At 69.5% G+C, this 13,696-nt stretch carries 13 protein-coding genes; 8 read left to right on the plus strand and 5 right to left on the minus strand.

Annotated elements, in window-relative coordinates; genetic code table 11:
- Window positions 1-5: 5 nt before the first annotated feature.
- Entirely contained in the window at window positions 6-1,034 is a 1,029-nt protein-coding gene (locus HWX00_RS31325) for an L-threonylcarbamoyladenylate synthase (protein WP_069706288.1), read from the plus strand.
- A gap of 81 nt (window positions 1,035-1,115) precedes the next feature.
- Here the strand turns inward: HWX00_RS31325 and HWX00_RS31330 are convergent, their stop codons facing one another.
- The 3 genes from HWX00_RS31330 to dacB all read right to left on the minus strand — a co-directional run bounded on the left by HWX00_RS31330 (window position 1,116) and on the right by dacB (window position 5,136).
- A complete protein-coding gene (locus HWX00_RS31330) occupies window positions 1,116-2,255 on the minus strand; it encodes an SGNH/GDSL hydrolase family protein (RefSeq protein WP_049029556.1) in 1,140 nt (379 codons plus the stop codon).
- Window positions 2,256-2,350: 95 nt separating this feature from the next.
- Window positions 2,351-3,265: a sterol desaturase family protein gene (locus HWX00_RS31335; protein WP_034189088.1), complete on the minus strand. Its 915-nt coding sequence runs from the start codon at window positions 3,263-3,265 to the stop codon at window positions 2,351-2,353.
- 338 nt (window positions 3,266-3,603) lie between these two features.
- Window positions 3,604-5,136: a D-alanyl-D-alanine carboxypeptidase/D-alanyl-D-alanine endopeptidase gene (gene dacB, locus HWX00_RS31340; RefSeq protein ID WP_034189089.1), complete on the minus strand. Its 1,533-nt coding sequence runs from the start codon at window positions 5,134-5,136 to the stop codon at window positions 3,604-3,606.
- Window positions 5,137-5,322: 186 nt separating this feature from the next.
- On the opposite strand from dacB, the gene HWX00_RS31345 reads away from it, so the two are divergent.
- From HWX00_RS31345 to HWX00_RS31370, 6 genes are all read left to right on the plus strand, one after another.
- Complete coding sequence (locus HWX00_RS31345) at window positions 5,323-5,985, plus strand: response regulator (protein ID WP_034189090.1); 663 nt, start codon at window positions 5,323-5,325, stop codon at window positions 5,983-5,985.
- Window positions 5,986-5,988: 3 nt separating this feature from the next.
- Complete coding sequence (locus HWX00_RS31350) at window positions 5,989-7,335, plus strand: ATP-binding protein (RefSeq protein ID WP_034189091.1); 1,347 nt, start codon at window positions 5,989-5,991, stop codon at window positions 7,333-7,335.
- 111 nt (window positions 7,336-7,446) lie between these two features.
- Window positions 7,447-8,928: a DegQ family serine endoprotease gene (locus HWX00_RS31355; RefSeq protein ID WP_034189092.1), complete on the plus strand. Its 1,482-nt coding sequence runs from the start codon at window positions 7,447-7,449 to the stop codon at window positions 8,926-8,928.
- A gap of 100 nt (window positions 8,929-9,028) precedes the next feature.
- Window positions 9,029-9,466, plus strand: a complete 438-nt coding sequence (locus HWX00_RS31360; RefSeq protein WP_034189093.1) for a carboxypeptidase-like regulatory domain-containing protein — start codon at window positions 9,029-9,031, stop codon at window positions 9,464-9,466.
- A gap of 136 nt (window positions 9,467-9,602) precedes the next feature.
- Entirely contained in the window at window positions 9,603-9,962 is a 360-nt protein-coding gene (locus HWX00_RS31365) for a DUF427 domain-containing protein (RefSeq protein WP_034189094.1), read from the plus strand.
- Window positions 9,963-9,990: 28 nt separating this feature from the next.
- Window positions 9,991-10,698 carry an SRPBCC family protein gene (locus tag HWX00_RS31370; RefSeq protein WP_034189095.1) on the plus strand — a complete coding sequence of 236 codons (708 nt, stop codon included), beginning with the start codon at window positions 9,991-9,993 and terminating at the stop codon, window positions 10,696-10,698.
- 27 nt (window positions 10,699-10,725) lie between these two features.
- Here HWX00_RS31370 and HWX00_RS31375 read toward each other — a convergent pair whose 3' ends face one another.
- Window positions 10,726-11,715 (minus strand): helix-turn-helix domain-containing protein, encoded by a 990-nt coding sequence (locus HWX00_RS31375; RefSeq protein WP_034189096.1) that lies wholly within the window; start codon window positions 11,713-11,715, stop codon window positions 10,726-10,728.
- 151 nt (window positions 11,716-11,866) lie between these two features.
- Between HWX00_RS31375 and HWX00_RS31380 the strand changes: the two genes are divergently transcribed.
- Window positions 11,867-12,538: a cysteine hydrolase family protein gene (locus HWX00_RS31380; RefSeq protein WP_069245698.1), complete on the plus strand. Its 672-nt coding sequence runs from the start codon at window positions 11,867-11,869 to the stop codon at window positions 12,536-12,538.
- Between the two features lie 37 nt (window positions 12,539-12,575).
- Here HWX00_RS31380 and HWX00_RS31385 read toward each other — a convergent pair whose 3' ends face one another.
- Window positions 12,576-13,217, minus strand: coding sequence for a TetR family transcriptional regulator (locus HWX00_RS31385; RefSeq protein ID WP_034189098.1), 642 nt, complete (start codon window positions 13,215-13,217; stop codon window positions 12,576-12,578).
- Window positions 13,218-13,696 lie beyond the last annotated feature (479 nt).

The raw sequence follows: 13,696 nt of genomic DNA on the forward strand, positions 1-13,696 counted from the left end.
GGCCGATGTCCATCGATCTTCCGACCTCCGTGACGCTCGCGCAGATCGACGCGGCCGCCGCGCTGCTCGACGCGGGGCAGCTCGTCGCGTTCCCGACCGAGACCGTCTACGGGCTCGGCGGCGACGCGGCCAATCCCGAAGCCGTCGCGCGCATCTACGCGGCGAAAGGGCGGCCCGCGAACCATCCGGTGATCGTGCACCTGCCGCCGGGCGGTGACCCCGGCTACTGGGCCGACGACGTACCGGCCGACGCGCACGCGTTGATCGATGCATTCTGGCCGGGCCCGCTGACGCTGATCCTGAAGCGCCACGCCCGCATTCCGGATGCCGTGAGCGGCGGACAGGATTCGGTCGGGCTGCGCTGCCCGTCCCATCCGGTCGCGCAGGCGCTGCTGGCCGCGTTCAGCGCGCGGCGCGGCGGCCACGGCGGTGTGGCGGCGCCGTCCGCGAACCGGTTCGGCCACGTGAGCCCGACGACCGCGCAGCACGTGCGCGACGAATTCGGCGACACCGTGCACGTGCTTGACGGCGGCGCATCCGAAGTCGGCATCGAATCGACGATTCTCGATCTGTCGCGCGGTTTCCCGGCGCTGCTGCGCCCGGGCCACGTGACGCCGCAACAGATCGCCGACGTGCTCGGCCGCGCGCCGAAGCTGCCGGACGGCAGCGACGCGACCGCACCGCGCGCGTCGGGCACGCTGAAAGCGCATTACGCGCCGCGCACGCCGCTCGCGCTGCTGCCGTTCGACGCGCTCGAGCCGCTGCTCGCGGCCGCGCAAACCGATGGCGAACGGGTCGCGCTCGTCGCCCGTGCATCGCGCGCGGGGCGCTGGGCGCAAGCCGACGGCGTGCATTTCGTCGCGGCGCCGGAAGATCCGCGGGCCTATGCGCGCGACCTGTACGGGATGCTGCGCGCGCTCGACCGTGCGCAAGTCGCGCGTATCCTCGTCGAGAAGCTGCCCGAGACCGTCGAATGGATCGCGGTCAACGATCGCCTCGGCCGCGCGGCTGCCGCGTTCGAGGCGCGCGACTGACGTTCATCGCGCTTCACGCATGAAAAAACGCCCGACCGGCGAACCGGTCGGGCGTTTTCGTTTGGGCGTGTGGCCGGCGGCTTACTTGCCGACGCCGGACTTCGCGATCTGCTGCTCGACGTACTGCGCGAACAGCGCATGCAGGCGCGTCGTCGGGTGGACCGTGTCGGCGAACATGTAGGTCTGGTCCGCGTTCGCGACCGTGTAGGTCTGCGGCGAGCAGAACAGCGACGAGCCGAAGGCGGTTGCGTTCGCGACGCCGTACTGCGTGGCGGCCTGGACCATTGCCTTCAGGTTGCAGGCGGTGTCGGTGTTCGACACGCTGAAGCCGTTCGCCTGGTAGTTGGCCGCGATGCCGTCCTGCCACGTGAACGAATCGACCACCGCATACTTCGTCGTATCGACCTTCAGCGCGGCGAGCGTGCCGACGAGCGTCTTGTTGAAGAGGCCCGACAGTTGCGTGAACGCGGCCTGCGTGCCGCCTTGCAGCGCGAGCGGCGTGCCGCCGATGTCCGGCACGTTCGCGACGAACACGTGCGTCGCGCCTGCCGCGACGATCTGCTGGACGATCCCGCCGAGCTGCTGCGCGGCCAGGCCGATCGCCTGCGCGGCCGCGAGCTGCGCGGCCGGCGTGTTGCCTTGCGCCTGCGCGACCTGCGCCTGATAGAAGATGTCGTTCGCGCCGCCGTTGATCAGCACGATCTGGCCGGCGTTGAAGCTGCCGTGCTGCGACAGGTACTGCTTGACCTGGTCGGCGATCGGCGTCGTCGTTGCCTGCGCGTAGTCGGCGTTCGGCACGCTGGCGTCCGCGTGGCCGATGCCCGGCTGCAGCGTCACGCGCGAGCCGCCTTGTGCGTAGCCGAGGCCGCCGGTGGCCTGCAGCGGGATGCCGAAGCCGCCCTGGTTCGCGGGCTGCAGCGTGTCGCCGTAGTACTGCGCGACGTTCTGCGTCCACACCTGGCCCGGGTTGGTCGTGAAGCGGCCGCCGCCGAAGCCGAGCTTGATCTGCGAGTAGGTGCCCGCGTCGGACAGGCTGTCGCCGAACGACACGACCTGCATCTTCACGCCCGACGGCGGCGTGTTCGACGAACTGCTGCCGTTGTTGTCGTCACCGCCGCCGCACGCGGCGAGCAGCGCGAGCGCGGCGCCGGCGATCGCGACCTGCGCGGTGCGCAGCATGCGCCGACGGGTGCGGGAAGGTGCGTGTTGTTGTGTCTGCATCGTTCGATCTCCTCGTAGATATGGCCTGATGTGTTTCTCATCTGCCGCGTGCCTGCTCGGTTCCGGGCTGCGCGGCGGCCGTTGGCTGAAACGGTTTATCGGTCACGCGCAGCCGCCAGCGGCACGGTGCGTGGATCCTGGTTCGCGGCCTCGGCAATCTGCGCATGATAAGCGCTCGCCCATTCGGGCGGGCCGAAAATCGCGCGCAGCTTGTTGCCCCATCCGTCGACGCGCAACGCGTCGGACGCCATCGACACCCATTCGTGGAACGTCGCGACGAGCGGGTTGTTCGAGCCGAGCCGCTCGACGATTCCGTACTGCGGCGGGTCGTCGGGCGTTTCCTCGACATAGCTGCCGAACAGGCGATCCCAGATCACCAGGACGCCTGCGTAATTGCGGTCGATGTAGCGCGCGTTGCGCGCATGGTGCGCGCGATGGATCGACGGCGTGTTCAGCACGTATTCGAGCCAGCCGAGCTTGCCGATCGCCTGCGTGTGCACGAAGAACTGGAACGCGAGGTTGATCAGCACGATGCCGACGACCTGTTGCGGCGGAAAGCCGGCGAACGCGAGCGGCAGCCAGAACACCCACATGCCCGCGACGGGGTACATCAGGCTCTGGCGGAACGCGGTCGAGAAATTCATCCGCTCGGACGAGTGGTGCACGACGTGCGCGGCCCACAGCCAGCGCACGCGATGGCTCGCGCGATGAAACACGTAGTAGAGGAAGTCCTGCGCGACGAACAGCACCGCGAACGACAGCCAGCCGTCGTGCCACGTGTAAAGACGATAGTGCCGGTAGCAGTACGCATAGACGGGAATCACGAACAGCCACGCGATCTTGTCGGCGCCCTGGTGCATCAGCGCGAGCGCCGCGTTGCACAGCGTGTCGCGCCACGCATAGACAGGGTCTTGCGCACGTGTGCGGGCGAGGTGCCAGGCCTCCCATGCGATGCAGAGCAGGAAGACGGGCGCCAGCGCGAGCAGAAGCAATTCGACGTCGAATCGCATGGGCGTGTCTCCTTCTTTCCCCTGCAAGCCATGAGGCCGGGCGTGTGGCCCGTTGTAGATATCGGTCAGGCCAACAGCCTACGCAATCGCCACGCGCTAGGCGAGGGGGCAGCGTAGAGGGTTCCCTCTGAGGACAGGGTTTCTACGGAAGCCGCGCGGCACGGGGCCGGGCGGTGCGGCCCTGTTTTACGGGCGCGGCCGGCGCGCGGTGCGGCGCGCGCCGGCGGCGGCGGCGTTTCAAACCGGGCAATGCGAAAGGCGAGCGCGGGCGCGGCGGAAAATCGGCACGGGCCGCCCGCGAGGGCGGCCCGTTGCGCGATGTGCGGTGCGTCAACGCGTCAGTGCGCGCCCGCGTAGATCCACTCGAGCAGCGTGTCGTGCGCGGCGCGCGCGGCTTCCGCGTGATCGTTGTTGATGAAGCTGACGACGATGTAGCTCTGGCCGTCGGCGCCGCCGACGTAGCCCGCGATCGCGCGCACGTCGCGCAGCGTGCCGGTCTTGATGTGCGCGTTGCCGAGCACGCCGGCGTTGGTGAGGCGGTTCTTCATCGTGCCGTCGATGCCGGCGATCGGCAGCGAATCGATGAAGGCCTGCGCGACGGGGCTCGCGTTCGCGGCCTGCAGCAGCGCGGCGAGTGACTGCGCGCTCACGTGCTCTTCGCGCGACAGGCCCGAGCCGTTCTCGAGCACGAGGTCGGGCATCGCGATGCCGTTCTTCTGCAGGAACGCCTGGATCACGCGGCTCGACTGTTCGGGCGTCGCGGGCGGCTTGCCGCCGACCGCGCCGATCGTCAGGAACAGGTTGCGCGCCATCACGTTGTTGCTGAACTTGTTGATGTCGTAGACGATGCTGCCGAGCACCGGGCTGTGGTGCACCGCGAGCGGCCGCGCGGTGGTCGGCACCTTGCCTTCGCTCACGGGGCCGGCGATCGTGCCGCCGTCCTGCTGCCACAGCGCGAGGAAGCCGCGCGCGAAGAACGTCGTGTGATCGAGGATCGCGAGGTTGGTCGTGTGCGCGCCGCAGCGCAGCGGGTAGTCGCCGGCGAACGACGCCGTCATGATCCCGCCGCCGGCCGACAGCGTCGGGCGCGCGGCCGCGGCGGCCGCGCTGCACGAGCCCGAGCCTTCGACGAGCTGGTTGTCGATCGACAGGTTCGCGAGCGGCGGCAGCACGTCGACGGCCACCTTGCCGTCGTCGCCCGGCGTGACCGTGAACGACACGGCCTTGAACGCGTACAGCAGCGGATCGGGGCCGACGTTGTACGGCGCGCTGGCATCGTCGTCGAACGACGGCAGGTCGCGTGTCGACGCCGCGAAATAGCTCTTGTCGAGCACGAGGCCGCCGGCCACGCGCTTGACGCCGGCCTTGCGGAGCTTGTCGACGAGGTCGATCAGCTCCTCGGGCACGAGCTTCGGATCGCCGGTGCCCTTGATGTACAGGTTGCCTTGCAGCGTGCCGTCGGGATCGACCGTGCCGTCCGTGTACGCGGTCGTGCGCCAGCGGTAGTCGGGGCCGAGGATCGACAGGCCCGAGAAGGTCGTCACGAGCTTCATTGTCGAGGCCGGCAGCATCGGCCGGCTCGCATTCCACGCGATCAGCGGCTCGGGATCGCCGACGCGCTCGACGACGACGCTCATCGCCGAGGCCGGCACCTTCGCGCGCTGCAGCGCGACGAGCACGGACGCCGGCAGGCCGGCCGCGCGCGCGGCCGGCGACACGACGGCGGTCTTGCGCGCGTCCTTGTGGGATTTCTTGCGGGCCTGCGCGGGCGGTGCGAACGCGAGGGCCGTGCAGGTGGCGACGACGGCGGCCGCGCGCAGGCACAGGCGGGCGCGGGGGGCGAACCGGGCGGAAAGATCGGAAATCGGCATGGGCGAATACGGGAAAAGCAGGGGCTCGGGCAAGGCGCGCGGCGGCGCCAAAGCGCACATTGTAGAGACAAGTCCGCGCAGGCCCCTTGCAATCCGCCTTACTGTTGCATTGCACGGTGCCGCGCACGCGATTCGCGGCGCTACAATGGTCGGCGTGTTTGACTCGCCCCATGGATACCTGTCCCGATGCGGATACTGCTCGTCGAAGATGATCGAATGATTGCCGAGGGCGTGCGCAAGGCGCTGCGCTCGGACGGCTTTGCGGTCGACTGGGTGCAGGACGGCGACGCGGCGCTCACGGCGCTCGGCGGCGAGACGTACGACCTGCTGCTGCTCGATCTCGGCCTGCCGAAGCGCGACGGCGTCGACGTGCTGCGCACGCTGCGCGCGCGCGGGCTGTCGCTGCCGGTGCTGATCGTCACCGCGCGCGACGCGATCGCCGACCGCGTGAAGGGGCTCGACGCGGGCGCCGACGACTACCTCGTCAAGCCGTTCGACCTCGACGAGCTCGGCGCGCGGATGCGCGCGCTGATCCGCCGCCAGGCCGGGCGCAGCGAGTCGCTGATCCGCCACGGCGCGCTGACGCTCGACCCCGCTTCGCACCAGGTGACGCTCGACGGCGCGCCCGTCGCGCTGTCCGCGCGCGAGTTCGCGCTGCTCGAGGCGCTGCTCGCGCGGCCCGGTGCGGTGCTGTCGAAGAGCCAGCTCGAGGAAAAGATGTACGGCTGGGGCGAGGAGATCGGCAGCAACACCGTCGAGGTCTACATCCACGCGCTGCGCAAGAAGCTCGGCTCGGACCTGATCCGCAACGTGCGCGGGCTCGGCTACATGGTCGTCAAGGAAAGCTGACGCGTGAGGTCGATTCGTCATCAATTGCTGATCTGGCTGCTCGCGATCGTCGTCGCGGGCGTGGGCATCGCGGGCTGGCTCATCTACCGGCAGGCGCTCGCGGAGGCGAACGAGCTGTTCGACTACCAGCTGCAGGAAATCGCCGCGGCGCTGCCGTCGGAGCCGTTCTCGCAGGTGTTCGGCTCGCGCACCAACGGCGACGAAGGCATCGTGATCCAGATCTGGAACCGCAACGGCGTGCTGATGTACTTCTCGCATCCGCGTGCGCCGATCGCGCCGCGCGCGGAACTCGGCTTCTCGACCGAGCGCACCGATCGCGGCGAATGGCGCGTGTACGGCGCGATCGTCGGCGACAACGTCGTGCAGCTCGCGCAGCCGCTGTCGGTGCGCAACCGGCTCGCGGCGAACGTCGCGCTGCGCACGCTGTGGCCGCTGATCGTGTTGCTGCCGTTCCTCGGCGCGGCCGTCTGGGTGATCGTCGGGCGCGGCCTCGCGCCGCTCGGCCGCGTGACGCGCGCGGTCGAGGCGCGCCGGCCGGAAGCGCTCGATCCGCTGCCCGACGCGCGCCTGCCGCTCGAGGTGCAGCCGCTCGTGCGCGCGCTGAACGGGCTGCTCGCGCGGCTGTCGGCCGCGCTCGACACGCAGAAGGCGTTCGTCGCCGACGCCGCGCACGAGTTGCGCACGCCGCTCGCGGCCGTGCAGATCCAGGCGCAGCTCGTCGCCCGCGCGAAGGACGACGCATCGCGCCGCGAGGCGGTCGCGGATCTCCAGGACGGCGTGTCGCGCGCGACGCGCCTCACGGAGCAACTGCTCGCGCTCGCGCGTGCCGAGCCGGACGGCGCGACGATGCGCGAACCGGTCGACCTGCAGGCGCTGCTCGCCGAATGCGTGACCGCGCATGCGCCGCTCGCGCAGCGGCGCGACATCGATCTCGGCTTCGAGGAGACGCGCGCGGCGAGCGTCGTCGCGGACATCGGCGCGCTGCGCGTGATGTTCGGCAACCTGCTCGACAACGCGGTGAAGTACACGCCGGACGGCGGCCGCATCGACGTGTCGCTGACCCGCGACGCGGCCGGCCGCGCGTGCGTCCAGATCGGCGACAGCGGGCCCGGCATCCCGGCCGACGAACGCGAGCGCGTGTTCGACCGCTTCTACCGCGACAGCTCCGCGCGGGCGCGCACCGACGTGGCGGGCAGCGGGCTCGGGCTCGCGATCGTCAAGCGCGTGGCGGCCCAGCAGGGCGCGACGGTGTCGCTCGGCGACGCGGCCGCGGGCGGCCTGCTCGTCAGCGTCGTGTTCCGCGACGCCGAGATGCCGGCCGAGGCGCCGCAGCCTTCCGAATCCGCGTGACGCGTGCCGCCGGGCGGCCGCCGGCGGCCGCTTAAGCCCCGCTTAAGGCTGATTAAGCCTCCTTTAAGTCAGGGTCGTTACGCTGCGTCCTAACAAAGAGGAGGTCCTACGATGAATACCCGATTCCTTGCGCGCGGCACCGTCGCGGTCGCCGTGGCGGCCGCCCTGTCAGCCGGCTATTTCGCCGGTACGCGCCGCGCCGATCCGCAGATCATCACGCCCGCGCAGGCCGCGCTGATGCCGGCCGAAGCGGCCGCCAAGACCGGCATTCCCGATTTCTCCGGGCTCGTCGAGACCTATGGCCCGGCGGTCGTGAACATCAGCGCGAAGCACGTCGTGAAGCAGGTGTCGCGGCGCGTGCCGCAGCCGCAGCTGCCGATCGACCCGAGCGACCCGTTCTACCAGTTCTTCAAGCACTTCTACGGCCAGGTGCCGGGCATGGGCGGCGACGCGCAGCCCGACGACCAGCCGAGCGCGAGCCTCGGTTCCGGGTTCATCATCAGCTCCGACGGGTACATCCTCACCAATGCGCACGTGATCGACGGCGCGAACGTCGTCACGGTCAAGCTGACCGACAAGCGCGAATACAAGGCGAAGGTCGTCGGCGCCGACAAGCAGTCCGACGTCGCGGTGCTGAAGATCGACGCGAGCGGCCTGCCGACCGTGAAGATCGGCGATCCGGCGCAGAGCAAGGTCGGCCAGTGGGTCGTCGCGATCGGCTCGCCGTACGGCTTCGACAACACGGTCACGTCGGGCATCATCAGCGCGAAGTCGCGCGCGCTGCCGGACGAGAACTACACGCCGTTCATCCAGACCGACGTGCCGGTGAACCCCGGCAACTCGGGCGGTCCGCTGTTCAACCTGCAGGGCGAGGTGATCGGCATCAACTCGATGATCTACTCGCAGACGGGCGGCTTCCAGGGCCTGTCGTTCGCGATCCCGATCAACGAGGCGATCAAGGTCAAGGACGAGCTCGTGAAGACCGGCCACGTGAGTCGCGGCCGCCTCGGCGTCGCCGTGCAGGGGCTGAACCAGACGCTCGCCAGTTCGTTCGGGCTGCCGAAGCCGGACGGCGCGCTGGTCAGCTCGGTCGACCCGAACGGCCCGGCCGCGAAGGCCGGCCTGCAGCCGGGCGACGTGATCCTGTCGGTCAACGGTTCGCCGGTCGCCGATTCGACGTCGCTGCCCGCGCAGATCGCGAACCTGAAGCCCGGTTCGAAGGCCGACCTGCAGATCTGGCGCGACAAGTCGAAGAAGTCGATCAGCGTGACGCTCGGCGCGATGGCCGATGCGAAGCTCGCGTCGAACGACGGCGGGCCGGTCGAGCAGGGCCGCCTGGGTGTCGCGGTGCGTCCGCTGTCGCCGCAGGAGCGCAGTGCCGACAACCTGTCGCACGGGCTGATCGTGCAGCAGGCCGGCGGTCCGGCCGCCAATGCGGGTATCCAGCCCGGCGACGTGATCCTCGCGGTCAACGGCCGCCCGGTCACGAGCCCCGAGCAGTTGCGCGACGCGGTCAAGGGCGCGGGCAACAGTCTTGCTCTTCTGATCCAGCGCGATAATGCGCAGATCTTCGTGCCGGTCGACCTGAGCTGACCGGCATGGCCGACGGCCGGCTCGGCCGGCCGCGGCGGGCGCCGCCGCTCGACCGCGTGACGCGGCGCCCCGTATGTGTTCCGACCCCAAGGAGAGAGCCATGCAATATCCACGCAACGTGTCCCGATTTGCCGTCGCCGTGGCGTTGGCCGCCGGCCTCGCAGCCGGTGCGACCGGCGCGTACGCGCAGTCCGACGGCTTGCCGGCCGCGCGCCAGCAGGGTGACGTCACCTTCGTGTCCGGCGGCGTCGGGCAGGACGAATCGACGGCGTTCCAGCACAACGAGGCGAAGTGGCCGCTGGCGCTGCGCTTCACCGGCAAGGGCGGCGAGTTCCTGGCCGACGTCCACGTGCGGATCGTCGACGGCAAGGGCACGGAAGTGCTGAAGACCGACGCGCGCGGGCCATACATGCTCGTGAAGGTGCCGCCGGGACGCTATACGGTGCATGCCTCGTACCAGGGCAACGAGGAATCGCGCGCCGTCACGGTCGGCGCGAAGGGCGGCGCGAAAACCGCGTTCCAGTGGAGCGCGCAGTAGCCCGCCGCGCGCGGCCGCGCCCAGGTCGCGCAATCGGACGAAGTTTCGCCCATAATGAAAGCCACGGCACGCGTGCCGTGGCTTTTTTTCGTTTCCTGCGCCCGGTTTGCCTGCCGGGGCGCCCGAAGGAGAAACGATGTCCGATGCAGCCGACCCTCGACTCGAAATCGTGCCGAACCGCCATCGCGTTCGCGTGATCCATCGCGGCATCACGTATGCCGATTCGCATCGCGCGCTGACCGTGCGCGAAACGGGACTGCCGGACATCCATTACCTGCCGCGCGGCGACGTCAACATGCGCCGGCTCGTGAAGTCGGGTTTCACGACCGCGTGCCCGTTCAGGGGGCCGGCCGTGCATTTCGACTTGCAGACGGAAGACGGCGTGATCGAGAACGCCGCATGGAGTTACGAGGAACCGACGGAGGCAGCGTCCGTGCTTGCGCACTACGTCGCCTTCGATGTCGCGCGGATCGACAGTCTCGTCGAGACGTCCTGATGCGGCGCGGGTTCATCGGGGAGGCGTCATGGAACTGAACGACACGTTACGCGTTGCGCTCGCGCCGCCTGTCGTGCGGGAGGCGTTCGAGGATCTCGCGTTGCTGCGGGCGAGCTTCGACCATTGCGAATCGTTCGTGAAGCTCGCGCACGGCGAGTTCGCGCTGACGATCACGGTGCCGCTCGGCCCGCTGCGCGCGCGCTACGACGTGCGCGCACACGCGGCCGCCGAGCAGGGCGACGCGCAAGGGCGGCCGCGCCGTGTGCTGAGTTTCAAGGCGCGCGCCGACGGCCTCGGCGCGCTGCGCGGCCAGGTCGAACTCGTGCTGATGCCGGATGACGACGCGAACGCGACGCGCATCGAGTACGTGGTCTGGGCGACGGCGAGCGGGCCGCTTGCCGAGCTGCCGGGGCGGCAGATCGACAACGCATTGCGCGAGTGGACCGATGATTTCTTCCAGGAGTTCTGCGCGGTCGTGCAGGCGAAGCACGGCCTCGCGCCGAATCGCGCGCGCTCGGCCGCGCCGCGCCGCCAGCATGTGTTCCTGCGGCCCGCGTCGCTGATGGCCGCGACGAAGCGCGCGCTGCCGCCGCACCTGGGCGGCGCGCTGACCGGGCGCGCCGCCAGCGCGCTCCCGCATCGCGGCTCCGGCACGGTGCCGGTTTGGGCCTGGGCGGCGATGATCGTGTTCGTCGCGCTGCTGCTCTACGCGGCACGCTGGATCAACGGCGGCTGAGCGGCCTTACCGCGCGTCGGCGCCGGCTCAGGCGCCGGCGCCGCGAAATTCCCTTCGATAGGCGGACGGCGACGTGCCGAGCGCGCCCGCGAAATGCTGGCGCAGCGACACGCTCGACCCGTAGCCGGCAGCCTGTGCGATCGCGTCGATCGATTGTCCGGTGGTTTCCAGCAGGTGCTGCGCGCGTGCGAGCCGCTCAGCCTGCAGCCATGCGGTGACGGTCGTACCCGTCGCCTGGCGGAAGTGGCGCGTGAACGTGCGCCGGCTCATCAGCACGCGTTCGGCGAGCGAATCGACGCCATGCGCGGCGTCGAGATGCGCGCGCACCCAGTCGAGCAGGCCCGCGAGCCGCGCATCGCGCGGGTGCGCGGCGACCGGCTGCGGCACGTACTGGGCCTGCCCGCCCTGGCGGTGCGGTGGAATCACGAGGCGGCGCGCGATCCGGTTCGCGGCATCCGAGCCGAAGCGCCGCCGCACCACGTGCAGGCAGCAGTCGAGCCCCGCGGCCGTGCCGGCCGACGTCGTCAGATTGCCGTCGTCGACGTACAGCACGTCGGGATCGAGCTTCACGCGCGGAAAGCGCCGGGCGAAATCGTCGGCCCATGCCCAGTGCGTGGTGGCCGGACGGCCGTCGAGCAGGCCGGCCGCGGCGAGCACGTACGCGCCGAGGCACAGGCCGACGAGCTGCGCGCCGCGGGCGGCGACCGCGCGGACGGCGTCGAGCAGTTCATCGGGCGGCACTTCGTCCGGATCGCGCCAGGAGGGCACGACGACGATGTCCGCGTCGTCGAGCGCATCGAGCCCGTACGGCGCCGCGATCGTGAAGCCGCCCGTCGTCGCGAGCGCGCCGCGCTCGGCCGAGCAGACGCGAAACTCGAACGCGGGCGACGCGGCCGCGTCGCGTTCCTTGCCGAACACGACGGACGGTACCGACAGGTGGAACGGGCTGATGCCGTCGTATGCGATCACGGCGACGACGGTCGGCGCGGGCGGGGCGGGCAACGCGGCAGCGGCCATGACGGGCTCCGGAATGGGGATGGCCCGATTTTATCGAAGAATGGCTATCGGGCCACTGTCCGGGCAAACGCCGTGGCCCGACAATGCATCCCATCGCGCTGCCGGCCGCCCCCTTCCGGGCGGGGTAGCGCTCCCGGACCAGGAGCCCGCCATGTCGAATTCGAACGCCGTCCCGTCTTCCGTTGCTCATCCCGCTGCCCGCCGTGCCCTGATCGTCATCGACGTCCAGAACGAATACGTGACGGGCAACCTGCCGATCGAGTATCCGCCGCTCGACGTGTCGCTCGCGAACATCGGCCGCGCGATCGACGCCGCGCACGCGGCCGGCGTACCCGTGATCGTGGTCCAGCACGTCGCGCCGGCGGGCGCGCCGATTTTCGCGCCCGGCTCCGACGGCGTCGCGCTGCACGCGGTGGTCGCCGGCCGGCCGTACGCGCATCTGGTCGAGAAGACGCAGGCGAGCTCGTTCGCCGGGACCGATCTTGGCACGTGGCTCGATGCGCACGGGATCGACACGCTCGCGGTGGCCGGCTACATGACGCACAACTGCAATGCGTCGACCGTCTATCACGCGGCACATGCGGGGCTGAAGATCGAGTACCTGAACGACGCGACGGGCGCGCTGCCTTACGAGAACGAAGCGGGCACGGCGAGCGCCGAGGAGATTCACCGCGCGTACACGGTGGTGTTCCAGTCGAATTTCGCGGCGGTGATGTCGACCGACGCGTGGATCGCGGGACTGTCTGGCGCGGCGATGCCGGCGCGCGATTCGGTGGCCGCGTCGAACCGGCGAGCCCGCGCGCAACGCGCGAAGGCGGCCTGACGCGGCAGCAGCGGGGCGGTGCGGCGACCGCCGCGCGTCAGCCGCCGTCCTTCAGCATCGCGGGGCTGTAGCGCAGCATGTCGAAACAGCCGTCGACGAGCTTTTCCGCATGCTGCTCGGCGTCGATCTCGTCGGGCAGCATCAGCATGTCGCGCACGAAGCCGCTGACGAGGGTGTGCAGCATCAGCGTCGCGCGCCACGTATCGAGCCGCTCGGGCAGCAGCTTGAGCCGCACGGCCATCGCGAGATCGGCGTCGATCGCGTGCAGCGCCTCGCTCATCCCGGCGCGATTGCGCTGCAGCAGCGGCCCCATGTCCGCGACGTACTCGCACTTCATGAAGAGGATGCTGAACACGCGCCGCAGCTGCGCATCGCGCTGCACGCCGAGCACGCACCAGATCAGGATCTTGCGCACCTTCTCGAGCGGATCGCCGCCCGGTGCGTCGAGCGGCATCCGCTTCAGTTCGTCGATCGGCAGGAACACGCGGTCGAACATCGCGTCGAACAGCTCGCTTTTATTCGCGAAGTGCCAGTAGATCGCGCCGCGCGTCACGCCGGCGTGCTGGGCGATGTCCGCGAGCGACGTGTGCGACACGCCCTTCTCGAAGAACACGTGCTCGGCGGCGTCGAGAATGCGGTTGCGCGTCTCGAGCGCCTCCTCCTTGGTACGTCTGACCATGTGCAGGCCTGATTGGATCGATCGTAGGTGAATTTAGGGTCCGCAACCCCTCGCGGCCATCATTGAGACGGGCTATGCTTGCGACGGGTAACAATCTGTAAGACTGGACAGTCGGCGGAGTACAAACGGGCTTTTTACATACATCCATGAATGTATATACAATACCACCCTACGATCGAATGACCCAAGTGGCAATCAGTTAATATCCCACTCTGCTGATTCCCGCCAAAGTACCAGTCCGCAGTTCGCGGCATCCCGTCGGCATGGAGGTTTCGTGCCGACGTGCTGTATCCAGCAGTCCAGTAATTCAGGTGTTCGATCTGCGCCGCGAGGCGCATCCGTGTTGCGCTCCCGCCGGGTGCTGCACTTATTCCATTGGTTACACACAGAGGTCGCTCCATGCGCGTCGAACGGGTTCCATACCGCTTGATCACTGTCGCGGCAGCCGCGGTTTTCCTGGCTGCCTGCGGAAAAAAAGA

This window comes from Burkholderia seminalis DSM 23518, assembly GCF_902832885.1.
Classification (GTDB): Bacteria; Pseudomonadota; Gammaproteobacteria; order Burkholderiales; family Burkholderiaceae; genus Burkholderia; species Burkholderia seminalis.